The following is a 23,033-nucleotide window of genomic DNA, read 5'->3' as shown; positions in this document are numbered from 1 at the left end:
ATGAGTGCGCCGATTCATCCGAAGGTACTGGCATTCGACGTTTTCGGTACCGTCGTCGACTGGCGCAGCAGCATCATCGGCGAACTGGAGATGTTCGGCGAACGCCATGGGCTGGCCGAAGATTGGGCCACCTTTGCCGACGACTGGCGCGCCGGCTACCCGGCGGCGATGGATCGGGTCCGCAGCGGCGAGCTGTCCTGGTTGACGATCGATGCCCTGCACCGCCTGATCCTCGACGGGTTACTGGACCGCGCGGGTATCGATGGCGTACCGCAAACGGAGGTGGACGAACTCAACCGGGCGTGGCATCGCCTCGACCCGTGGCCGGACTCCGTCGACGGGTTGACCCGCCTCAAACAGCGTTTCATCATCACCACGCTGTCCAACGGCAACGTGTCGCTGTTGACGAATATGGCCAAGCACGCCGGACTTCCGTGGGACTGCGTGATATCCGCCGAACTGTTCCACCATTACAAGCCGGATCCGGAGGCCTACCTCGGCTGCGCCGAACTTCTCGACGTGGCGCCTGCAGAGGTGATGCTGGTCGCGGCGCACCCCACGGATCTGCGAGCGGCCCGCGATGTCGGCCTGATGACCGCCTACGTGCTGCGGCCCCTTGAGCGCGGGGAGGGCCGCCGCCCGCCCAGGTTCGAGCCAGGCGAATTCGATTTCACCGCAGATGATTTCGTGGACCTGGCCCGGCAGCTCGGCGCCTGAACGGTGAGCACCGGCGGAATCATCCTGGTCGCGCTCGGGATCGCGGTCGGGTTGGTGGGCATCATCGTGCCGCTGCTTCCGGGTGCATTGCTGGTCTACGCCGCCATCGCGGTCTGGGCCGTGTTGGAGCACACCGTCGTGTCCTGGGTGACGCTGGGCATCGTGACCCTGCTGATCGGTGGAAGCACGGTGATCAAATACCTGTGGCCGGCCCGCCGGATGCGGCAGGCCGATGTGGGCAGGTGGAGCCTGGTCACCGGTGCGGTGCTCGGCATCATCGGGTTCTTCGTCATTCCGGTGCTGGGTCTGGTCATCGGCTTCGTGCTGGGTATCTACCTGGCGGAGCTGGCGTTGCGGCGGGATTCGCGACGCGCGTTGGCCTCGACCGTGCACGCGCTCAAAGGTGTTGCGCTGTCAGTGGGTGTCGAGCTGTCCGGGGCTCTGGCGGCCACCGTGGTGTGGGGCGTCGCGCTGCTGGTGTCGTGATGCCAGTTCGCGAATAGCGCGCATCCGACTGCGGTTGAGGGTCCACGGGGAAATGCTCGGTTTCCGGTGGTAGTGCGAATTGCCCGCATCTGAGCGAATTTGCACGGCTTGCTCGCGAAGCGCCAGTACCCGCTGGTGTATTCGATAGTCCGTCGACCGTGGCATCTCCAACGGCCCGTACTTACCCCTGCCCAGTCGGCGGACTCTGCCGTGCGCCATCTCCCAGCGCAGGGCATCTGAAACGGTTTTCGGCGGATGCCCCGGGATGAGGAAACCCTGGTGGGTCAGACCGTCGATCAATTCCGCGATGCCCATGGCGCCGTGCTGGGCCAGATAGAGCGTCAGCGCATAGCGAAGTTCAGTGCCGCGAAGCGTGGCCGTCTCGTCCATGCCGAAACGATCGCATGACGGTCCGACACCCCCCGCATTCGCTCAGATGCGGGCAAACCGATACCCGATCTTCGTGTAAGCCTCAGCCGAGCAGCGCAACACGCAACGAGGCCACCTGCTCCGTCGTCACACCAAGCGCGGAAAGGTAATTCGGCAGCGAACCGTAGGACTCGTCGATGGTACGGCGCGCGACATCGAGGTACTCCTCGCGTACGCCGAGCACCTCATCGGTGAGGCGCGCCTCGGCGAAGGTGATGATCTCGTCGGTCGTCCCGTCGCCGGTCCGGTCGCGGATCGACGCCAGGATGCTCTCCCGCAGTTGCGGTACCGCATCGTTGCTCCGTAGGAAATCGGCCATGATGGCGTCGCGGCCAACACCGATCGATTCGAGCACCAGCGCCACGGTGAAACCCGTCCGATCCTTACCCGCAAAACAATGCGCGATCACGGGCCGCTGGTCGGCCAGCATCGAAATGACCTGGCGCACGGCGTTATGCGCACCTGACAGGGTCGGAAAGCGCTCGTACTCCTCGGTCATGAAGCGCTTGGCTGCGACGGAGACGTCCTCATCGTCGGGCTTCTCGGTCATCATCCGCTGGAAGGACTGCTCGTGCGGCGCCTCGGCGCCCTCGTGGTCCGTCGCCGACAACTCGTGAAACGGCAACAGATGCACCTGCACGCCACCGGGAACTCGACCGGGTCCGCGCCGCTCCACTTCCCGCGGCGAACGCAGGTCAGCGACGTCGGTGATGCCGAAGCGCAGCAGCGCCGCCTGCCCACCGTCGTCGAGTCCGCTCAGCTCGCTCGAGCGGTACAACCGACCGGGCCGAATCCCGGCCTCTTCGGCGACGTCACGGAAATTCCAGGCCCCGGACAGGGCTTCGGTGCCCGTTGTCACGAGGCGGTGACCGCCGCCGCGAAAGCGCTTTTCTCCCTGCCGAGTTCGGCGCGCGCGGTGGCGCGGATATGCACCTCATCGGGACCGTCGAAGATCCGCATGGCCCTCTGCCAGCCGTACATCCGGGCCAACACCGTGTCGTCGCTGACACCCGCGGCGCCGTGCACCTGGATGGCACGGTCGATCACATTGCAGGACATCTGTGGGGCCACGGTTTTGATCTGGGCGACCAGATCCTTGGCCTCTTTGTTGCCGAGCTGGTCAATGGTCCACGCCGCCTTCTCGCACAGCAGCCTGGCCTGATCGATCTCGTTGCGGGACAACGCGATCGCATTCTGCACCATGCCCTGCTCGGCCAGCGGCTTGCCGAACGCAATCCGGGTCTGTGCGCGGGTGACCATCAGAGCCAGTGCGCGCTCGGCCACCCCGATCGCCCGCATACAGTGGTGGATCCGGCCCGGTCCCAGGCGGGCCTGGGCGATCGCGAATCCGCCGCCTTCCTCACCTAGCAGGTTCGAGACGGGAATGCGGACGTTGTCGTAGGTGATCTCGGCGTGGCCATGCTGATCCTGCCAACCGAATACCGAGGTCGAGCGCTTGATGTTCACCCCGGGGGTATCGGTGGGGACCAGCACCATCGACTGCTGCTGATGGCTCGCGGCATCCGGGTTGGTGCGGCCCATCACGATCATGACCTTGCAGCGAGGGTCATTGGCGCCGGAGGTCCACCACTTGGTGCCGTTGATGATGTAGTCGTCGCCGTCACGCTCGATCGAGGTTTGGATGTTGCGGGCGTCACTCGATGCCACCGCCGGCTCGGTCATCGAGAACGCGGAGCGAATTTCGCCGGCCAGCAACGGCTCCAGCCACCGCTTGCGCTGCTCCTCGGTGGCGAACAGGTGCAGCGTTTCCATGTTCCCGGTATCGGGGGCGGCGCAGTTGATCGCCTCGGGGGCAATCTCGGTGCTCCAGCCGGTCAGCTCGGCCAGGGGTGAGTACTCCAGGTTGGTCAGCCCTGATTCCGCAGGGAGGAACAGGTTCCACAGGCCCTGCCCTTTGGCCAGCTTCTTGAGGTCCTCGACAACCGGCGGGACGGTGAAATCGCCAGGTCCGGCCTGCGCGCGGTAGGCGTCGTAGGTCTCCTCCGCCGGAAACACATGCTCGACCATGAACTCGGTGAGCCGTTTGTGGTAATCCTGCGCTTTAGCCGACCTCGCGAAGTCCATGCCCGCCACGATATGACACGTGTCCAACGAGCTTGCGAGAGGTCAGGTCACAGTCAGTCCACGGACGCCTGGTAGATCGCCGTGATCGCCGCATCCAGTGTGGCGTTGAACTCGTCATCGGATTGCTGAGCGGACAAACCTTCGGTCAACGCCCGACTGAAGCTGGCGATCAGGCCGGTGTTCTGGGCCAGGAGGGCATCGGCCTCATCACGGGTGTAACCACCGGACAGCGCGACCACCCGCAGCACCTTGGGGTGCTCGATCAGTGGGAGGTAATGGTTGGCCTGCGTCGGCAGCGACAGCTTCAACATCACCTGGCGGCCGTCGGGTACACCGTCAAGGTGTTTGGCGATCTCGTCGCGCAGGATGTCCTCGGCGGCGGCCTTATCGGAAATGCTGATGGTGACCTCGGGTTCGAGGATGGGGACCAGCCCGTGGGACAGCACCTGCTCGGCGAGCTCGAACTGCTGTGCCACGACCGCGGCGATACCGGCCGGGTTCGCGCCACCGATCACCGAGCGTTCCTTGGTGCCGAAGATGCCTTTGCCCGCCGCCCGGGCCAGCAGATCGTCGAGCCCGGGGATCGGTTTCATCAACTGTGCCGCGTCGGCCTCATCGGCGAGGCCTTTGTCGATCTTCAGGAAGGGCACCACACCCTTGGTGTCCCATAGGTAGGTAGCCGACTCCTGACCCTCGATCATCCGGTCCATGGTCTGCTCGAAGAGGATTGCGGCCAGGATCCGGTCGCCGCCGAACACCGGCGAGGTGATGATCCGCGTCCGCATCTGGTGCATCAGGTCGAACATCTCGGTGTCGCCGGCGTAGGCACTCTCTTCGATACCGTAGAGCCGCAACGCCTTTGGCGTCGAGCCACCGCTTTGATCCAATGCCGCGATGAAACCCCTGCCGGACCCCATCTTTGCGGTCTGCTGCTGGTTCATTTTTCTCCACTCCGTCTTTTAGGTGGCTAGCCCTCGTGCGATGACGAGCCGCTGAATTTGGTTGGTGCCCTCGAAGATCTGGGTGATCTTGGCTTCCCGCATATACCGTTCTACGCGGTAGTCGCGGGTGTATCCGGCACCGCCGAACACCTGCACGGCGTCGGTGGTGACCTTCATCGCCGCATCCGTGGCGATCAGTTTGGCCACGCTGGCCTGCTGCCCATACGGCAGACCCCGATCGCGGCGGCGGGCGGCGTCAAGGTAGGTCGCCCGCGCGCTGACCACCGCGGCGGCCATATCTGCCAGCAGGAATCCCAGTCCCTGGTGGTCGATGATCTTGCGGCCGAAGGTGGTTCGCTCGTTGGCGTATCGGGTGGCCTCGTCCAGGGCGGCCTGCGCGATGCCTACCGCGACTGCGGCAATCCCCAGCCGCCCCGAGTCAAGCGCGGAGAACGCGATCGGCAGGCCCTGGCCTTCGGCACCGATCCGACGGTCGGCGTCGATGAAAGCGTGATCGTAAAACGCCGAGGTGGTCGGCACGGCGGACAAGCCCATCTTCTCTTCGGGTTTGCCGAAGGTCAGGCCGGGCAGGTCAGCGGGCACCAGGAAGCACGAGATGCCCCTAGAGCCTTCGCCGGTGCGCGCGAACAACGTGTAGAAATCGGCGATCCCGCCGTGGGTGATCCACGATTTGGAGCCGTTGAGCAGATAACCCCCGTCAGTGCCGGCGGCAGCACAACGCAACGCCGCCGCATCCGAGCCGGCCTGCGGCTCGGACAGGCTGTACGCGCCGATCTGGTTGCCCGACAACATGTCCGGGAGCCAGCGCTGCTTCTGCTCGTCGGAGCCGAATACCAGCAGGGGATGAGAGGACAGACTGTGCACGCTGACGGCGACGGCCACCGCGGCCCAGCGGGCCGCGATCTCCTCGAGGACCTGGAGGTACACCTCGAACGGCTGACCCGCCCCGCCCCACTCCTCGGGTTGCGGCAGGCTCAGTAGACCGGCCGCGCCCAGCTGCGCGAAGACGCCGTCGGGATAGGTCTCGGACTTCTCGTGAGCGTCGACGATGGGGTCGAGGACCTTATCGGCGATATCGCGGGTCAGCGCGATGAGCTCTTGCGCGTCGTCAGAGGGGAGTAAGCGATCCACTGGCATGGTTGGACATCCTAGTTTCCCGCGTCGAGCGTTATCGGACCCCTACGTACAGCGCCGAATTGATCGCATCCACCCGGTCCTTGGCATCGCCGAAGAGCATCTGGGTGTTCTCCCGGAAGAACAGCGGGTTTTGCACTCCCGCGTAACCCGACGCCATCGACCGTTTGAACACGATGACGTTATCGGCGTTCCAGACCGTCAGCACCGGCATACCGGCGATGGGGCTGGTCGGATCGTCGGCAGCCGCCGGGTTCACGGTGTCGTTGGCGCCGATGACCAGAACTACGGAGGTGCCGTCGAAATCGTCGTTGATCTCGTCCATTTCCAGCACGATGTCGTAGGGCACCTTGGCCTCGGCCAAAAGCACGTTCATATGGCCTGGCAGCCGGCCCGCGACGGGGTGGATGCCGAACCGGACGTTGACCCCGTGCTCGCGCAGCTTGCGGGTCAGCTCGGCAACGCCGTACTGGGCCTGGGCGACCGCCATGCCGTAGCCAGGGGTGATGATCACCGAGGTGGCCGACTCCAGCAGTTCGGCTGCACCTTCGGCGGTGATCTCGCGATGCTCGCCGTAATCCTTGTCCTCTGCCGGGCCTGCCTCGATCCCGAAACCACCCGCGATCACGGAGATGAAGGACCGGTTCATCGCCTTGCACATGATGTAGGACAGGTAGGCACCCGACGAGCCCACCAACGCACCGGTGACGATCAGCAGGTCGTTGGACAGCAGGAAGCCCGACGCCGCCGCGGCCCAGCCGGAGTAGCTGTTGAGCATCGAGACCACGACCGGCATGTCACCGCCACCGATCGAGGCAACCAGGTGCCAGCCCAGTAGCAGGGCGAGCGCGGTGACCGCGACGAGCAGCCACAGTTGCGGGTCGATGACGAACCACACCGTCAGCGCGACAAACGCCACCAGGGCGCCGACATTGAGGTAGTTCTTGCCCGGCAGCATCAACGGGTTGGACTTGATCCGGGCCGACAGCTTGAGGTTGGCCACGATCGACCCGGTGAACGTCACCGCACCGATGAAGACGCCGATGAACACCTCGGCCGAGTGGATGCCCAACAGGCCCTCGCTGCGTAGCAGGGCGGCTTCAGCGCCGCCGGCGCTGCGCTCGACGTGCAGGTAGCCATTCCAACCGACCAGCACGGCGGCCAGACCCACGAATGAGTGCAGCAAGGCGATCAGCTCGGGCATCCCGGTCATTTCGACGACCTTGGCGCGCCACAGGCCGATCGCCGCGCCGATGGCCATGGCACCGGCCAGCAGTGCCAGACCCACCGGCTCGATATGCCGTGCCAGCGCCAGAGCGATGGTCGCGACCAGGGCGACCGCCATCCCGGTGATGCCGAAAGTGTTACCGCCCCTTGATGTCTCGTGCTTGGACAACCCGGCCAGGGCCAGGATGAACAGCAGGGCGGCGATGACGTAGGCCGCGGTGGCGGCGGTCTCTAGCGTGAACATGGAATCCGTTCCATCAGGGAAAGACCAGGGGTGTGGGAGGCGAAATCAGCTGCGCGAGAACATCGCGAGCATGCGACGGGTCACGGCGAAGCCGCCGAAGATGTTGATGCTGGCGAGCAGGATGGCCACGAAGGCCAGCGAGGTGATGGCGACGTCATCGTGCCCGATCTGCAGCAGCGCGCCCACCACGATGATCCCCGAGATGGCATTCGTCACCGACATCAGCGGAGTGTGCAGCGCGTGATGCACGTGCCCGATCACGTAGTACCCGATCACGATCGCCAGTGCGAAGACCGTCAGGTGCACCTGCAGTGCGGCCGGGGAGAGTGCGATGAGAACGAACAACACCGCCGCTGCGCCGAAGGTGATACCCAGCCGACGTTGCGCCGACATCGGCTGCTTCACCTTCTGCACCACCGGGGCGGCTGTGGCGGCCACTGCCGGTGCGGCCGAGACCTGCACCGGTGGCGGCGGCCACGTCACCTCGCCGTCGCGCACGACGGTCACCGAGCGCTGCACCACATCGTCGAAATCCAGGGTGAGCTGACCGTCTTTTTCCGGGGTCAGCAGTTTGAGCAGGTTGACCAAGTTGGTGCCGTAGAGCTGCGATGCCGTGGCAGCCAGTCGCCCGGCCAGGTCGGTGTAGCCGATGATGGTCACGCCGTTATCGGTGACGATCGCCTGATCCTTGACGGTGCCCTCGACGTTGCCGCCATTGGCCGCGGCCATATCGACGATCACGCTGCCCGACTTCATTGAGGCCACCATGTCCGCGGTGATGATCCGGGGCGCGGGTCGGCCAGGGATCAGCGCGGTGGTGATGATGATGTCGACATCGCCTGCCTGCTCGGCGTACAACGCGGCCTCGCGGGCCTTGTAGTCGTCGCCCATCTCCTTGGCGTATCCGGTGGCCGACACTTCGGCCGCCTCCGGGTCGACGTAGAGGTACTCCCCGCCGAGGGATTTGACCTGATCGGCCACCTCGGGGCGCGGATCGGTGGCCCGCACGATCGCACCCATACTGCCTGCGGCGCCGATGGCGGCCAGCCCGGCCACCCCCGCACCGACGACCAGCACCTTCGCCGGCGGCACCTTGCCCGCCGCGGTCACCTGGCCGGTGAAGAACCGGCCGAAACTGTGCGCGGCCTCAACCACTGCGCGGTAGCCGGCGATATTGGCCATCGATGACAAGACGTCCATGGACTGGGCCCGGGAGATGCGCGGAACCGCGTCCATCGCCAGCACAGTGATCGGGCGGGTGGCCAGTTGCTCGACCAACTCAGGCTTGAGCCCAGGCGATATCAGCCCGACCACCGTCGCGCCGTCGGCCACGGCGGCGATCTCCGCGTCATTTGGCGCGTTCACCTTGAGCACCACGTCGGCTGACCACACCTGCTGCGCTGATCCGATGGTCGCCTCGGCCTCGGTGAACGCCGAGTCGGAGAAGCTCGCCGCGGTGCCCGCACCGGACTCGACCACGACGTCGTAGCCCAGCTTGCGGAGCTGCCCGACTGTCTGCGGCGTGGCGGCGACGCGTGTTTCCCCGGGCAGAGACTCGCCTGGAATCCCGATGATCATCTATTGCAGTCCGATCTGGTTGAGTCAGGCTGCCGTCAGGCCACATGGAGCAGCCGGAGCGGACGGGTGAAAAAAGCAAGTGTAGGGAGTGGCCGAACTCACTTGCGCACTCTGTCGCCCACCCGGCCTACCTATTCGTGCGGGAAGCGCGAATCGGAACCTTTTAACTCGCTGTGAGCCTGAATATTGTCGGCCCCGTTGACCGCAGGTACTAATGCTTGCGATGAGTAACACGCCCGACGACTGCTGTTGTCGCTGAAGCACTTCTGACGCCGATCGGGATGCCCGGCGTTTCTGAGTCCTTTCAGTGTTTTGTCCAACCAGCGATAGTCGGGGAGCCGTGTCAGTTTTCGTTGATATCACCTCACCAGATGGTCAAGCCGCTCAGGCGCCCTCGCGGAACACTGACGCCAACCCGTGGCGCGGCAGACTGACCAGAGCCGCCCTACCGCTGCTGTCGATCGTCGTCTTCCTCGGCGCGTGGCAACTCGCCGCGTCCGCAGGCATCTGGAACCAGACCTTCGTGCCGTACCCGAGCACGGTGTGGCAGGCCTTCATCAATACCTCCACCACCCATGACGGGGTCCGCGGCTATGCGGGCTACCTGCTGTGGGAGCACCTGTACATGACGTTGCGGCGGGTGTTCGCCGGCGTCATCATCGGTGTCGCGCTCGGGGTGCTGCTCGGCCTGGCAATGGGCTCGATCAGCTGGTTGCGGAGCGTGCTGGAGCCGTGGCTGACGTTCCTGCGGGCCTTGCCGCCGCTGGCCTACTTCTTCCTGCTGGTGATCTGGCTGGGCATCGACGAGGCGCCGAAGATCACGCTGCTCGCGCTGGCTGCGCTACCGCCCGCCGCGGTGGCGACCACGGCGGCCGTGCTCGCCGCACCCGTCGGGCTGACCGAGGCGGCCAGGGCGCTCGGCGCGTCCCGGACTCAGGTGATCCGCGACGTCGTCGTCCCGTCCGCGCTGCCGGAGACCTTCACCGGTATCCGGTTGGCCGTCGGCATGGCCTACTCGTCGGTGGTCGCCGCCGAACTGTTCAACGGACTGCCCGGTATCGGCGGCCTGGTCAAAGACGCCAGTAATTACAACAACACCCCTGTCGTGCTGGTCGGGATCTTCGCCATCGGGATCTCGGGTCTGGTCATCGACGGTCTGCTCCGCACCGTGGAGCGCCGTAGTTGCCCTTGGATTGGAAAGGTATGAAAGATATGAAGTTCAAAAGACTGGCTGCCGCGTCGGCGGCGGTCGCGGTGACGGCACTGGGACTGATCGGCTGCTCGGTCGATCACTCCGGCCAGTCCGCAGATAAGCCGACTCTGCGCCTTGGCTACCAGACCTTCCCCAGCGGTGATCTCATCGTCAAGAACAACAAGTGGCTCGAAGAAGCGCTTCCGGACTACAACATCAAGTGGATCAAGTTCGATTCGGGTGCCGACGTCAACACCGCGTTCATCGCCGGCGAGCTCGACTTCGGCGCGCTGGGGTCAAGCCCGGTCGCGCGCGGACTGTCCGCACCGCTGAACATCCCGTACAGCGTCGCGTTCGTGCTCGACGTCGCCGGTGACAACGAGGCTCTGGTCGCGCGCAATGACACCGGTATCAACTCGATCGCCGACCTCAAGGGCAAGCGCATCGGCACCCCGTTCGCGTCGACAGCGCACTACAGCCTGTTGGCGGCTTTGGCCCAGAACAACCTGAAGCCCAGCGATGTTCAGTTGATCGACCTTCAGCCACAGGCCATCCTGGCCGCGTGGGACCGGGGCGATATCGATGCCGCCTACACCTGGCTGCCGACGTTGGACGACCTTCGTAAAACCGGCAAGGACCTGATCACCAGCCGTCAGCTCGCCAAGGACGGTAAGCCGACGCTGGACCTGGCCGCGGTGTCCAACGCGTTCGCCGCCGATCACCCCGAGGTGGTGACCAAGTGGCGTCAGCAGGAAGCTCGCGCACTGACCACGATCCACGATGATCCGGATGCGGCCGCCAAGGCGATCGCCGCCGAGATCGGCCTGAGCCCCGAGGATGTCGCCGGTCAGCTCAAGCAGGGCGTCTACCTGACACCCGAGCAGGTCGTATCGCCGGAGTGGCTCGGCACCGAAGGTGCTCCCGGCAACATCGCCGCGAACCTGGAGAGCGCGTCGACGTTCCTGGCCGAGCAGAACCAGATCCCTTCTGCCGCGCCGCTGAAGACCTTCCAGGACGCCATCTACGTCAAGGGACTACCGGATGCCATCACCAAGCAGTGAGACCGTCGGTAAAACCGGTACCGCTACCGGTGATGGCGGCATCCATATTCGCAACGTCTCGCACCGGTACGGACGTGGTGATGCCGAAGTCACCGCGCTGGGCCCGGTCAACATCGACGTCGAGCCGGGAGCGTTCCTGGTGCTTGTCGGGGCGTCTGGCTGCGGCAAGAGCACGCTGCTGCGGCTGATCGCCGGGTTCGAATCACCCAGCGAGGGCAAGGTGCAGGTCGCGGGTTCTGCGCCGGTGCCGGGGATCAGTGCCGGGGTGGTGTTCCAGCAGCCGCGGTTGTTTCCGTGGCGTTCGGTGGGCGGCAACGTCGACCTGGCGCTGAAATACGCGAAGGTGCCGCGCGACCTAAGGCCTGCGCGTCGCGATCAGCTGCTGCACCGGGTGGGCCTGGAGGGCACCGCAGATCGCAAGATCTGGGAGATCAGCGGTGGACAGCAGCAGCGGGTGGCGATCGCCAGGGCACTGGCGGCCGAGACGCCGACCTTCCTGCTGGACGAGCCGTTCGCGGCACTGGACGCGCTGACTCGCGAACGTCTGCAGGAAGATGTCCGCGAAGTCAGTGCCGAGACCGGGCGGACGACGGTTTTCGTCACGCACAGCGCCGATGAGGCTGCGTTCCTGGGCTCGCGGATCGTGGTGCTCACTCGGAGACCCGGGCAGGTGGCGCTCGATATCCCGGTGAACCTGCCCCGTACCGGTATTGATCCAGAGGACCTGCGACGATCCTCGGAATACACCGAACTCCGCGCCGAGGTGGGCCGTGCCGTAAAGGCCGCCGCTGCGTAGCGGTCGTCGGCTGACCAGGGTCTGCGTACCCTTTCAAGGTGGCTCAGACCAGGACGCCGGTCCCACCCGCGGGTGACGACGACACCGAGCTGATCGCTGCCGTTCTCCCTACTCGTCGCCCGTTGGCCACCACGCTGGCACTCATCGGGGGCGCGGCACTCGGCCTCGCCGTCGTCGCCGGGATCATCGTCTCAGTGGTCACCATGTCGGCCGAATCGAATCGGCCCGCGCCGCAGGCTCCGTTGACGCCGATCTCGCGACCGGCGCACACCACGACGGCTGCACCGGAACCCTCGACGACGGTGGCCGCGTCATCACCTGCGCTGCCGGTGGCCCCGTTGCCTCCCGTGACGGCGACAGCGCAGACCATCACTGCGGTGCCGCTGATACCGCCCCAACCGTCCGATGGACCGCGCGTACGCGACCGGCTACACGAACTCTTCCCGCGGCTGTTCCCTGAAAACCCTTGATCTGCAAAAGGAATCAACGCTAGATCAGCTCGATGACCTCGGCGATCGACGGCAGGACCCGGTTCGGTCGGAATGGATACTTCTGGATATCCGCTTCGCTGGTCGAACCGGTCAAGACCAGGATCGTGTCCAGTCCCGCCTCGATGCCCGCAACCACGTCGGTGTCCATCCGGTCACCGATCATCATGGTGTTCTCCGAATGCGCCTCGATGCGATTGAGCGCGCTGCGAAACATCATCGGATTCGGCTTGCCGACGAAATACGGCTCGCGGCCGGTGGCCTTGGTGATCAGGGCGGCGACCGACCCGGTGGCCGGCGTCGGCCCCTCGGCGGACGGACCGGTGACGTCGGGGTTGGTGGCGATGAAGCGAGCGCCGGCGCCGATCAGCCGGATGGCCTTGGTGATGGCCTCGAACGAATACGTCCTGGTCTCGCCGAGCACGACGAAATCCGGTCCGGTATCGGTCAGCGTGTAGCCCACTTCGTGCAGGGCCGTCGTCAGGCCCGCCTCGCCGATGACGTAGGCCGACCCGCCAGGGAGCTGGTCGTCGAGGAAGGCGGCAGTGGCCAGCGCCGATGTCCAGATCGCCGCTTCGGGCACCTCAAGGCCTGAGCGCAACAGGCGGGCGGCGAGGTCGCGTGGGGTGAAGATCGAATTGTTCGTCAACACCAGAAACGGGCGTTTCTTATCTGCCAGCGTCTGCAGGAACTCCGCAGCGCCAGGAAGCGCGCGTTCCTCGTGTACCAGAACGCCGTCCATATCGGTCAGCCAACACTGAGCTTGTGAGCGCACGAGTCCAGTCTGTCAGCCGACTTTAAGGGTGTCCGGTTTAGACCGGCGGATAGGCCGGGGGTGGGTAGACGCCGCGCAGGGCCCACGGGAACCAGGAAAAGAAGTACTCGATCTCGTCGCTAGCGTCGTAATCCGGATTCGGATCCATGCCTGCCACCTCCCAGTAAAGCCCGTCCGCGAAGTGTAGCGGCGGGCGTCCGTCCGCAACACCGCTCCGGGCGAATGCGTAAACTGAACAACCAGTTGTTTGACTGGCCCACTTCCCGGCCACGCACGCAGAGAGTGAAGCATGCCTCCAGAGAATGGGCAGACCCGCCGCGAGGAGCTGCTGGCCGTTGCCACCAAGCTGTTCGCGGCCCGCGGTTACCACGGCACCCGAATGGACGATGTCGCCGATGTGGTGGGCCTCAACAAGGCCACGGTGTACCACTACTACGCCAGCAAGTCGCTGATTCTCTTCGATATTTACCAGCGGGCCGCGCAGAACACCCTGGCCGCGGTGCACGACGATCCGTCGTGGACCGCGCGGGAGGCGCTGTATCAGTACACGGTGCGATTGCTGACGCAGATCGCGGCCAACCCCGAGGGCGCGGCGGTGTATTTCCAGGAGCAGCCCTATATCGCGGAGTGGTTCACCGAAGAGCAGGTCGCCGAGATCATGGAGAAGGAAACCCAGGTCTATGAGCATGTTCACGGCCTGATCGACCGCGGTACCGCCAGCGGCGAGTTCTATCCGTGCGATTCGCATGTCCTGGCTCTGGGCTATATCGGGATGACCCTTGGCGCGTATCGCTGGCTGCGGCCGGACGGCAGGCGCAGTGCGCAGGAGATCGCGGCCGAATTCAGCACCGCGCTGCTGCGTGGGCTGATCCGCGACGAGACCATCCGCGTCGAATCACCGCTGGGCGGCGAGAAGACGGCCGATACCGCCTGAGGCCTGGACGTCCCGCCAGCCTCGATATGATCGCCCGATGCCGATCGTGAGCAAGACCCTAGAGGTCGACGCCGCGGCGCCGTCAATCATGGCGATCGTCGCGGACTTCGAGGCCTACCCGCAGTGGAACGAAGAGATCAAGGGCGTCTGGGTTCTGGCCCGCTACGACGACGGCAGGCCCAGTCAGTTGCGGCTCGATGCCACGCTCAACGGTTTCGACGCCACCTACATCCAGGCCGTCTACTACCCAGGCGCGAATCAGATCCAGACCGTGATGCAGCAAGGTGACCTGTTCTCCAAGCAGGAGCAGCTGTTCTCGGTGGTGGAGATGGGTCCGTCGTCGTTGCTGACGGTGGATATGGACGTCGAGGTGACGTTGCCGGTGCCTGCGATGATGGTGAAGAAGATGGCCAATGATGCCCTCGAGCATCTGGCAGGAAAGCTCAAGGGACGTGCTGAGGAGCTCGGCGCCAGCTGATCGGGTCTAGGTTGATCAGCCCGGCCCTCTCTCCCCGGGCTCGTTCCTCGCCCGCGTCGTCGACCGGGCTAGGTTGATCAGCCCAGCCCTCTCTCCCCGGGCTCGTTCCTCGCCCGCGTCGTCGGCCGGGCTAGGTATCAGCCCGGCCCTCTCTCCCCGGGCTCGTTCCTCGCCCGCGTCGTCGACCGGGCTAGGTCCAGATCCCTGACTTGTCCAGCATCGCGGTCAGCCGCTTCGCCCCGTCGGTGAACTGCCAGGCAGTCAACTCGACAACCGCGGCGGTGTTCCTGGTGCGCAGTGCGGCGACGAGCGCGCGGTGATTTTCTACGGCCGCCGCCCCCCAGCCCGGGTCGGCGGCATAGACCAGCTGCGGCGTATATCGCGCGACATGTAAAAGGAACCAGGCCAGCTTGATCCGGCCGGTCGAGCGGTTGAACACGCGGTGGAAGGCAAATTCGGCGTTGGCTACCGCCTCGGTATCGCCGGCGCCGACCGCTACGGCCAGCGCATCGGTGATGTCGTCGAGCTCGTCGATCTCGTCGTCGGAGATCGACACGGCAGCCGTTGCGGCCAACTCTTTGGCGATGGCGGATTGCAGCCAGAAGATGTCCTCGATATCGCCTCGGCTCAAGGGCAACACGATGTGGCCGCGATGCGGTTCCAGGCGCACCATGCCCTCACCGCGCAGCGTCAGCAGGGCCTCCCGGACCGGGGTGATGCTGACGCCGAGCTGGGCTGCGGTTTCGTCGAGCCGGATGAAGGTGCCGGGGCGCACGGCGCCGGACATGATGGCGGCCCGTAGGTAGCCGGCCACCTCGTCAGACAGTTGAGCCCGCCGCAGGCCCTGGCGGAGGGGCCGAACTCCAACGGGAGCGTTCACGTAATTCCTTCGTGGTCCAAAGGCTGCTCAAAAGTGCACTTGTCTGTGTCCTGCCTACGTCATAGTGTGACGCAGGCAACACAATGTTTGATCAAATGTAAGATCCACGCAAGTTCTTAGCGAAATGAGAGGGGATCCGGTCGTTGACCGCACAGCTCGCCACCGACACGACGAATCAGACACCGACGGCGCAGCCGTATCTGGCGCGCCGCCAGAACTGGGTTAACCAGCTGGCCCGGCACGCGCTGATGCAGCCGGATAAGGCGGCGTTGAGGTTCCTCGGCCGGACCACCACGTGGGCCGATCTGGACAGTCGCGTCACCGCGCTGGCGGGTGCCCTGCACCGCCGCGGTGTCGAGGTTGGGGACCGCGTGATGATCCTGATGCTCAACCGCACCGAGTTCGTCGAATCCATGCTGGCCGCCAATCTGCTCGGCGCCATCGCGGTTCCGGTCAATTTCCGGCTCACCCCACCGGAGATCGCGTTCCTGGTGCAGGACTGCGACGCCCATGTGGTGATCACCGAGCCGGTCCTGGCCGGCGTGGCGACCGCCGTTCGCGATATCGCGCCTGCGCTGGAGAACGTCATCGTCGCGGGAGCCGACAGCGAAGACGGTGTGATCGGCTACGAGGACCTCATCACCGAGGGTGCCGCACAGGGCGTCGAGGCGGCGGACGTTCCCAACGACAGCCCCGCCCTGATCATGTACACCTCGGGCACCACCGGACGCCCCAAGGGTGCGGTGCTCACGCACACCAACCTGACCGGCCAGACGATGACGGGGCTCTACACGCACGGCGCTGATATCAACCACGACGTCGGATTCATCGGAGTTCCGCTCTTCCACATCGCCGGTATCGGCAACATGCTCTCGGGGCTGACGCTCGGCCTGCCGACTGTCATCCACCCGCTGGGTGCCTTCGACCCCGGACAGCTGCTCGACGTGCTGGCCGCCGAAAAGGTGACCGGGATCTTTTTGGTGCCCGCGCAGTGGCAGGCGGTCTGTGCCGCGCAAAAGGCCAAACCACGCGAGTTGGCTTTGCGGCTGCTGTCCTGGGGGGCCGCACCCGCCTCGGACACGTTGTTGCGCAGCATGTCCGAGACCTTCCCAGGGACCCAGATTCTGGCGGCGTTCGGTCAGACCGAGATGTCACCGGTCACCTGCATGCTGTTGGGCGAAGACGCGATACGCAAGCTCGGTTCGGTGGGCAAGGTCATTCCCACGGTGGCGGCCCGGGTGGTCGACGAGAACATGGCCGACGTCCCGGTCGGCGAGGTCGGCGAGATCGTCTATCGGGCACCGACATTGATGGCCGGCTACTGGAACAACCCGGAAGCGACGGCGGAAGCATTCGCCGGCGGCTGGTTCCATTCCGGTGACCTCGTCCGGATGGACGCCGAGGGTTACGTCTGGGTCGTCGACCGCAAAAAGGACATGATCATCTCCGGTGGAGAAAACATCTACTGCGCCGAGGTCGAGAACGTCCTCGCCGCCCATCCGAGCATCGTCGAGGTCGCCGTCATCGGCCGCGAACACGAGCGTTGGGGTGAGGTTCCGGTTGCTGTCATAGCCGTGGCTGCGGCGACAGGGGGTGGGGGTTTACGGCTGGAAGATCTTGGCGAGTTCCTCAACGAACGGTTAGCGCGCTACAAGCACCCCAAGGGTCTCGAGATCGTGGACGCGCTGCCACGCAACCCGGCCGGCAAAGTTCTCAAGACAGAATTGCGGACGCGTTTCGGGACCACCGAAGAACGTCGTTCTCCGGACGAAACACCTTCGAAATCAACAGATTCCAGTTAGTAACGCGGTGTTTGACGCAGGCGCAAAATTTGCGGTGACGGTCCGGGAGGGTTAATCGTGCGGATGCGGTGCACGGCCCCAGCAGCATCGGGTACATTCCTGTGGTCCGACTTACTACTCGCGAGTAGGGAGGCGGGCATCACACCACCGGGGTCGGGCCAAGGAGGAGGCGTGCGAGACGGCTTGCCGTTGCACCGCTGCAGTACGACCGCCACACGGTGCGTGCACGCATGACCGCATCCAACGGTGGCATCACGGGCTACGTACGTGGCCAGTTAGAGGGTCCGCTGGAGCTCGTCGGCGGCTTCTTTCGGATGTGTGTGCTCACCGGCAAGGCGGTGTTACGCCCGTTCGAGTGGCGCGAGTTCATCTTGCAGAGCTGGTTTTTGATGCGGGTGGCGTTCCTGCCCACCGTGGCCGTCTCGGTGCCGCTGACCGTGCTGATCATCTTCACGCTCAACATCCTGCTGGCGGAATTCGGCGCTGCCGACGTCTCCGGTGCAGGTGCCGCGCTCGGCGCGGTCACCCAGCTCGGTCCGCTGGTCACCGTGCTCGTCGTCGCCGGCGCCGGCTCGACCGCAATCTGTGCCGACCTGGGCGCCAGAACCATCCGCGAGGAGATCGACGCCCTGGAGGTGCTGGGTATCGACCCCATCCATCGCCTCGTCCTGCCCCGCGTGGTGGCGTCCACCTTTGTCGCATTTCTGCTCAACGGTGCCGTCATCACCATCGGTCTGGTCGGCGGATTCATCTTCGGCGTCTACATCCAGAACGTCTCCGCAGGCGCGTACGTCTCGACGCTGACCTTGGTCACCGGGTTGCCTGAGGTGTTGATCTCCGTCGTCAAGGCGCTGACGTTCGGCCTGATCGCGGGCCTGGTCGGGTGCTATCGCGGGCTGACCGTCTCCGGCGGCGCCAAGGGCGTCGGCACCGCCGTGAACGAGACGCTGGTCCTCTGCATCGTCGCCCTGTTCGCCGTGAACGTGGTGCTGACCACCATCGGTGTGCGATTCGGAACGGGGCACTGACATGTCGACCGCACAGGTTCTGCGCGCCAGATTCCCCCGCGCATACTCAGGCGCAGGCCACGTCGTAGGTGGCCCCGGCCGTTTCCTCGACAGCGTCGGCCACGTCGCCTGGTTCGTCGTCACCGCGGTCGGTTCCATCGGCCACGCGCTGCGTTTTTACCGCCGGGAGATCCTGCGGCTGATCGCTGAGATCGGCATGGGCACCGGTGCGATGGCCGTCATCGGTGGCACCGTGGCGATCGTCGGTTTCGTGACGCTCTCGGGCGGCTCGCTGATCGCCATCCAGGGTTTCGCCTCGCTGGGCAATATCGGTGTCGAGGCGTTCACCGGCTTTTTCGCCGCCCTGGTCAACGTCCGGATTGCGGCTCCCGTGGTTGCCGGTCAGGCGCTGGCCGCGACAGTGGGGGCCGGCGCCACCGCCGAGCTGGGTGCCATGCGCATCAGCGAGGAGATCGACGCGCTGGAAGTGATGGGCATCAAGTCGATTTCGTATCTGGTATCGACGCGCATCCTCGCCGGTTTCGTGGTGATCATCCCGCTCTACGCCATGGCGATCATCATGAGTTTCCTGTCCGCGCAGATCACCACGACCTTCTTCTACGGTCAGTCGATCGGCACGTATGACCACTACTTCCGCACGTTCCTGCGGCCCGACGACGTCATGTGGTCGTTCGTCCAGGCCATCATCATCTCGGTCATCGTGATGCTGAACCACTGCTACTACGGCTACAACGCCGGTGGCGGCCCGGTCGGCGTCGGGGAGGCAGTCGGCCGCTCGATGCGGGCCTCCCTGGTTCTCATCGTCGTGGTGGTTCTGCTGGCATCGTTGGCGCTCTACGGCGTCAACCCGAACTTCAACCTGACGGTGTAGCGCCATGACCACTCCGTCGAATCACACCTCGCTGCCTCAAAACGAGCAGCGGACGCCGCCCTACAAGTTGGCCGGGCTGGTGCTGCTGGTGATCGCCGCCGTCGTGGTGGCGCTGGTCTACGTGCAGTTCCGCGGCGGCTTCACCCCGACCACCAAGCTGACCCTGGTCTCTGACCGGGCCGGTCTGGTGATGGACCCGGGCTCGAAGGTGACCTTCAACGGGGTCGAGATCGGTCGGGTTGCGTCGGTCGAGGCGATCGAACGGAACAACACGACGAAGGCCCAGCTCGCGCTGGACATCGATCCGCGCTACATCAACCTGATCCCCGCCAATGTCGACGCCAATATCAAGGCCACGACGGTGTTCGGCAACAAATACGTGTCGTTCACCTCGCCGAGCAAACCTGATGCGGCGCGGATCTCTTCGGCCGATGTCATCGACGTCTCCGGTGTGACCACCGAATTCAACACGCTGTTCGAGACCATCACCTCGATCTCCGAACAGGTCGACCCGGTGAAGCTGAATCTGACGCTCTCAGCTACGGCGACGGCACTGACCGGTCTCGGCACCAAGTTCGGTCAGTCGATCGTCAACGGCAACGCCGTGCTCGACGACATCAACCCGCAGATGCCGCAGATTCGCCGCGATATCCAGGGCCTGTCCGACCTGGCCGACGTCTACACCAAGGCCGCCCCCAATCTGTTCGACTCACTGGACAATGCCGTGACCACCGCCCGCACACTCAATGCGCAGCAGGGCGACCTCGATGCGGCGCTGCTGTCCGCCGTCGGCTTCGGTAACACCGGGGGCGACGTGTTCGAGCGAGGCGGGCCGTATCTGGTCCGTGGGGCTTCCGACCTGATCCCGACCGCCAGGACGCTCGACCAGTACAGCCCGTCGCTGTTCTGCACGATCCGCAACTATGCGCTGATCACACCGGCGGCTGCGGCTGCGCTCGGCGGTGACGGTTTCTCCCTGAACACCACCACCCAGTTCCTCGGCGCCGAAAACCCCTACGTCTACCCAGACAACCTGCCGCGGGTCAATGCCAAGGGCGGACCGGGCGGAGCTCCGGGCTGCTGGCAGCCGATCACCCGTGACCTGTGGCCGGCGCCGTACCTGGTGATGGACACCGGGGCATCGATCGCGCCGTACAACCACTTCGAACTCGGCCAGCCGATCCTCACCGAATACGTGTGGGGCCGCCAAGGCGGGGAGAACACGATCAACCCATGAAAATCACCGGTACAGCTGTCAAGCTCGGCGCCTTTTCGTTGGTGCTGCTGCTCTTCACGGCCATCATCATCGTGGTCTTCGGCCAGTTCCGGTTCGACCGGACCAACAGCTACTCAGCCGAATTCAGCAACGCCAGTGGCATTCGGGCGGGGCAGTTCGTCCGCGCCTCGGGTGTCGAGATCGGCAAGGTGGAAAAGGTCCAGCTTGTCGACGGCGGCCAGCGCGTGCGGATCGATTTCGACGTCGACCGGTCACTTCCGCTGTTCCAGTCGACCACCGCGCAGATCCGCTATCAGGATCTGATCGGCAACCGCTACATGGAACTGCAGCGCGGCGACGGTGAAGGCGCCGATCGGGTGCTGCCGCCCGGTGGTTTCATCCCGCTCTCGCGGACCCAGCCCGCGCTCGATCTGGATGCCCTGATCGGTGGTTTCAAACCACTGTTCAAGGCACTCGATCCCGACAAGGTGAACAACATCGCGTCGTCGATCATCACGGTGTTCCAGGGTCAGGGCGGGACCATCAACGACATCCTGGATCAGACGGCGTCGCTGACCTCAGCCCTGGCCGACCGTGATCAGGCGATCGGCGAGGTGATCACCAACCTGAACACCGTCCTGGCCACCACGGTCAAGCATCAGAAGGAGTTCGACCAGACGGTCAACAACTTCGAGGTGCTGATCACCGGGCTCAAGAACCGGGCTGATCCCTTGGCCGATGCGACCGCGAATATCAGCAATGCCGCAGGCACGTTGGGCGATCTACTGGCCGATGACCGTCCGCTGCTCAAAGACACCTTCGCCAAACTGGAGACCGTCCAGCAGCCGCTGGTCGATCAGCAGGCCGAGGTCGACGCACTGCTGACCAAGCTGCCCAATTCCCTCAAGACGATCGGTCGCGCCGGTGGCATCTACGGCGACTTCTTCAACTTCTATCTCTGCGATCTGAACCTGAAGCTCAACGGGCTGCAGCCGGGTGGACCGGTCCGCACGGTGAAGGTCTTCACGCAGCCATCGGGTAGGTGCACGCCGCAATGAGAAGCATCGAGGGCTCCAACCGCATCAGGAACGGCATCGTCGGCATCCTGATCGTCATCCTGGTGATCGGCGTCGGGCAGAGCTTTACCGGCGTGCCCATGCTGTTCGCGCAGCCCAAGTACTTCGGCCAGTTCAGCGATTCCGGCGGTCTCAATCCCGGCGACAAGGTGCGCATCGCGGGTACCGACGTCGGCACCGTGGAGTCACTGGACATCGACGGTGACCACATCGTCATGGGATTCTCGTTGGGCGGCAACCTGATTGGCACCGAAAGCCGACTGGCCATCCGCACCGACACCATCCTGGGCAAGAAGGTGCTCGAAGTCGAGCCGCGTGGCGCACAGACGTTGCGGGCCAACGGGGTGCTGCCGATCGGGCAGAGCACCACGCCGTATCAGATCTATGACGCATTCTTTGATGTCACCAAGGCCGCAGGCGGCTGGGATATCGACACCGTCAAACGCTCGCTGAACGTGCTGTCGGAAACCGTCGACCAGACCTACCCGCACCTGAGCGCCGCGCTCGACGGGGTGGCCCGGTTCTCCGATACGGTCGGCAAACGCGATGAGCAGTTCAAGCAGCTGCTGGCCAACGCCAACAAGGTGGCCAGCGTGCTCGGCGATCGCGGACCGCAGATCAACCAGCTGTTGGTCAATGCCAAGTCACTGTTGGCGGCGGTCAATGAACGCGGCCGTGCCATCGACTATCTGCTGGAGAACATCTCGCAGGTTTCCACCCAGTTTCAGGGCCTGGTCAACGACAACCCGAACCTCAACCACGTCCTCGAACAGCTCCGCGTGGTCAGCGACCAACTGGTCAAGCACAAGCTCGATCTCTCCGACGTGTTGGTCTCGCTGAGCAAGTTCGCCGGGGCGTTGGCCGAGGCCATCGGTTCCGGGCCCTACTTCAAGGTGCTGATCGTCAACCTGCTGCCAGGGCAGGTGCTGCAGCCGTTCATCGACGCCGCCTTCAAGAACCGCGGTATCGATCCCGAACAGTTCTGGCGCAACGCCGGTCTGCCCGCGTTCCAGTTCCCGGACCCCAACGGGCAACGCCCGCCCAACGGTGCGCCCGCTCCTGCGCCGACACCGCTGGAAGGCACTGCCGAGTACCCGGACCCTGCCGTGATCAAGGGTTCACCGTGCTCCTACACGCCGCCTGCCGACGGCCTGCCGACCCCCGGCAACCCGCTGCCCTGCGCGTCGCTGACCAACGGTCCCTTCGGTGACAACCCGTATGGCGCCAACTACGGTCCGCCGAACGTCGCGACGTCGGCTCCGAATCCGGATGCACCGCCGTTTGCACCCGGTGTGCCCGCCGCCGCGATCCCCGGCGAACCGTCACCCGCGGTGCCAGGTGCGGCACCGGTTCCACTGGCGCCCGGCCCGCCGGGAGCGCGCACGGTGCCGGTCGGTCCGCTGCCCGGCCCGCCGCCGCCCCCGCCTGCGACACCGCCGGTTCCCTACGAGCAGGGCCCGCCGCCGCCAGGACCCGGACAGCAGCTGTCGCCGAATTCGGTTGCGCCCCTTCCCGGTAACCCGCCGTTCGTGGTGCCCTCGATCGCGCCGACAGATATGGGAGGTGCGTAAGCG

Annotated in this window: 23 protein-coding genes and 1 pseudogene; 14 read left to right on the top strand and 10 right to left on the bottom strand. The window is 65.0% G+C overall.

What is annotated here, in order from left to right; all coding sequences use genetic code 11:
- A complete protein-coding gene (locus tag ADBZ9O_RS31580; protein ID WP_526527438.1) occupies window positions 1-717 on the top strand; it encodes a haloacid dehalogenase type II in 717 nt (238 codons plus the stop codon).
- A gap of 3 nt (window positions 718-720) precedes the next feature.
- Window positions 721-1,203: a DUF456 family protein gene (locus ADBZ9O_RS31575; protein ID WP_526527437.1), complete on the top strand. Its 483-nt coding sequence runs from the start codon at window positions 721-723 to the stop codon at window positions 1,201-1,203.
- 81 nt (window positions 1,204-1,284) lie between these two features.
- Here ADBZ9O_RS31575 and ADBZ9O_RS31570 read toward each other — a convergent pair.
- From ADBZ9O_RS31570 to ADBZ9O_RS31540, 7 genes and pseudogenes are all read right to left on the bottom strand, one after another.
- Window positions 1,285-1,593 (bottom strand): annotated as a pseudogene (locus ADBZ9O_RS31570) (hypothetical protein); the annotation flags it as partial.
- 82 nt (window positions 1,594-1,675) lie between these two features.
- Window positions 1,676-2,491 (bottom strand): tyrosine-protein phosphatase, encoded by an 816-nt coding sequence (locus ADBZ9O_RS31565; protein ID WP_526527436.1) that lies wholly within the window; start codon window positions 2,489-2,491, stop codon window positions 1,676-1,678.
- Complete coding sequence (locus tag ADBZ9O_RS31560) at window positions 2,488-3,717, bottom strand: acyl-CoA dehydrogenase family protein (protein ID WP_526527435.1); 1,230 nt, start codon at window positions 3,715-3,717, stop codon at window positions 2,488-2,490. Before ADBZ9O_RS31560 ends, ADBZ9O_RS31565 begins: the two co-directional genes overlap by 4 nt.
- Before the next feature lie 53 nt (window positions 3,718-3,770).
- Window positions 3,771-4,658: a fructose bisphosphate aldolase gene (locus ADBZ9O_RS31555; RefSeq protein WP_526527434.1), complete on the bottom strand. Its 888-nt coding sequence runs from the start codon at window positions 4,656-4,658 to the stop codon at window positions 3,771-3,773.
- Between the two features lie 18 nt (window positions 4,659-4,676).
- Window positions 4,677-5,816: an acyl-CoA dehydrogenase family protein gene (locus ADBZ9O_RS31550; RefSeq protein WP_526527433.1), complete on the bottom strand. Its 1,140-nt coding sequence runs from the start codon at window positions 5,814-5,816 to the stop codon at window positions 4,677-4,679.
- Between the two features lie 31 nt (window positions 5,817-5,847).
- Window positions 5,848-7,284 carry a Re/Si-specific NAD(P)(+) transhydrogenase subunit beta gene (gene pntB, locus ADBZ9O_RS31545; protein WP_526527432.1) on the bottom strand — a complete coding sequence of 479 codons (1,437 nt, stop codon included), beginning with the start codon at window positions 7,282-7,284 and terminating at the stop codon, window positions 5,848-5,850.
- A gap of 45 nt (window positions 7,285-7,329) precedes the next feature.
- Window positions 7,330-8,862 (bottom strand): Re/Si-specific NAD(P)(+) transhydrogenase subunit alpha, encoded by a 1,533-nt coding sequence (locus tag ADBZ9O_RS31540; protein ID WP_526527431.1) that lies wholly within the window; start codon window positions 8,860-8,862, stop codon window positions 7,330-7,332.
- Between the two features lie 340 nt (window positions 8,863-9,202).
- On the opposite strand from ADBZ9O_RS31540, the gene ADBZ9O_RS31535 reads away from it, so the two are divergent.
- The 4 genes from ADBZ9O_RS31535 to ADBZ9O_RS31520 are packed head-to-tail and all read left to right on the top strand — an operon-like array spanning window position 9,203 to window position 12,381.
- Complete coding sequence (locus ADBZ9O_RS31535; RefSeq protein ID WP_526527430.1) at window positions 9,203-10,069, top strand: ABC transporter permease; 867 nt, start codon at window positions 9,203-9,205, stop codon at window positions 10,067-10,069.
- 5 nt (window positions 10,070-10,074) lie between these two features.
- Window positions 10,075-11,115, top strand: coding sequence for a taurine ABC transporter substrate-binding protein (locus tag ADBZ9O_RS31530; protein WP_526527429.1), 1,041 nt, complete (start codon window positions 10,075-10,077; stop codon window positions 11,113-11,115).
- Window positions 11,096-11,911 (top strand): ABC transporter ATP-binding protein, encoded by an 816-nt coding sequence (locus ADBZ9O_RS31525; protein WP_526527428.1) that lies wholly within the window; start codon window positions 11,096-11,098, stop codon window positions 11,909-11,911. The genes ADBZ9O_RS31530 and ADBZ9O_RS31525 overlap by 20 nt, the downstream gene beginning before the upstream one ends.
- A 38-nt stretch (window positions 11,912-11,949) precedes the next feature.
- Window positions 11,950-12,381 (top strand): hypothetical protein, encoded by a 432-nt coding sequence (locus tag ADBZ9O_RS31520; protein ID WP_526527427.1) that lies wholly within the window; start codon window positions 11,950-11,952, stop codon window positions 12,379-12,381.
- Between the two features lie 19 nt (window positions 12,382-12,400).
- Here the strand turns inward: ADBZ9O_RS31520 and ADBZ9O_RS31515 are convergent, their stop codons facing one another.
- Together ADBZ9O_RS31515 and ADBZ9O_RS31510 are read right to left on the bottom strand one after the other, a co-directional pair.
- Window positions 12,401-13,174: an HAD-IIA family hydrolase gene (locus ADBZ9O_RS31515; protein ID WP_526527426.1), complete on the bottom strand. Its 774-nt coding sequence runs from the start codon at window positions 13,172-13,174 to the stop codon at window positions 12,401-12,403.
- A 37-nt stretch (window positions 13,175-13,211) separates the two neighbouring features.
- The gene (locus tag ADBZ9O_RS31510) at window positions 13,212-13,322 is read right to left on the bottom strand and encodes a hypothetical protein (protein WP_115279417.1); all 111 of its coding nucleotides are present in this window, start codon (window positions 13,320-13,322) and stop codon (window positions 13,212-13,214) included.
- 141 nt (window positions 13,323-13,463) lie between these two features.
- Between ADBZ9O_RS31510 and ADBZ9O_RS31505 the strand changes: the two genes are divergently transcribed.
- Entirely contained in the window at window positions 13,464-14,108 is a 645-nt protein-coding gene (locus ADBZ9O_RS31505) for a TetR/AcrR family transcriptional regulator (protein ID WP_526527425.1), read from the top strand.
- Window positions 14,109-14,145: 37 nt separating this feature from the next.
- A complete protein-coding gene (locus tag ADBZ9O_RS31500; RefSeq protein WP_526527424.1) occupies window positions 14,146-14,586 on the top strand; it encodes an SRPBCC family protein in 441 nt (146 codons plus the stop codon).
- A gap of 190 nt (window positions 14,587-14,776) precedes the next feature.
- Here the strand turns inward: ADBZ9O_RS31500 and ADBZ9O_RS31495 are convergent, their stop codons facing one another.
- Window positions 14,777-15,466, bottom strand: a complete 690-nt coding sequence (locus ADBZ9O_RS31495) for a GntR family transcriptional regulator (protein ID WP_526527423.1) — start codon at window positions 15,464-15,466, stop codon at window positions 14,777-14,779.
- Window positions 15,467-15,609: 143 nt separating this feature from the next.
- Between ADBZ9O_RS31495 and fadD5 the strand changes: the two genes are divergently transcribed.
- The 6 genes from fadD5 (at window position 15,610) to ADBZ9O_RS31465 (ending at window position 23,030) form a co-directional block, all read left to right on the top strand.
- On the top strand, window positions 15,610-17,268 hold the full coding sequence (gene fadD5, locus ADBZ9O_RS31490) for a fatty-acid--CoA ligase FadD5 (RefSeq protein WP_526527422.1): 1,659 nt from the start codon (window positions 15,610-15,612) through the stop codon (window positions 17,266-17,268).
- Window positions 17,269-17,498: 230 nt separating this feature from the next.
- Complete coding sequence (locus ADBZ9O_RS31485; RefSeq protein ID WP_526527421.1) at window positions 17,499-18,296, top strand: MlaE family ABC transporter permease; 798 nt, start codon at window positions 17,499-17,501, stop codon at window positions 18,294-18,296.
- Window position 18,297: 1 nt separating this feature from the next.
- On the top strand, window positions 18,298-19,167 hold the full coding sequence (locus tag ADBZ9O_RS31480) for an MlaE family ABC transporter permease (RefSeq protein WP_526527420.1): 870 nt from the start codon (window positions 18,298-18,300) through the stop codon (window positions 19,165-19,167).
- A 4-nt stretch (window positions 19,168-19,171) separates the two neighbouring features.
- On the top strand, window positions 19,172-20,404 hold the full coding sequence (locus tag ADBZ9O_RS31475; RefSeq protein WP_526527419.1) for an MCE family protein: 1,233 nt from the start codon (window positions 19,172-19,174) through the stop codon (window positions 20,402-20,404).
- The gene (locus tag ADBZ9O_RS31470) at window positions 20,401-21,441 is read left to right on the top strand and encodes a virulence factor Mce family protein (RefSeq protein WP_526527418.1); all 1,041 of its coding nucleotides are present in this window, start codon (window positions 20,401-20,403) and stop codon (window positions 21,439-21,441) included. The genes ADBZ9O_RS31475 and ADBZ9O_RS31470 overlap by 4 nt, the downstream gene beginning before the upstream one ends.
- Complete coding sequence (locus tag ADBZ9O_RS31465; RefSeq protein ID WP_526527417.1) at window positions 21,438-23,030, top strand: virulence factor Mce family protein; 1,593 nt, start codon at window positions 21,438-21,440, stop codon at window positions 23,028-23,030. Before ADBZ9O_RS31470 ends, ADBZ9O_RS31465 begins: the two co-directional genes overlap by 4 nt.
- Window positions 23,031-23,033: the final 3 nt, after the last annotated feature.

The organism is Mycobacterium sp., from assembly GCF_965229105.1.
Classification (GTDB): domain Bacteria; phylum Actinomycetota; class Actinomycetes; order Mycobacteriales; family Mycobacteriaceae; genus Mycobacterium.
This window is presented reverse-complemented; position numbering and strand designations above follow the sequence as displayed.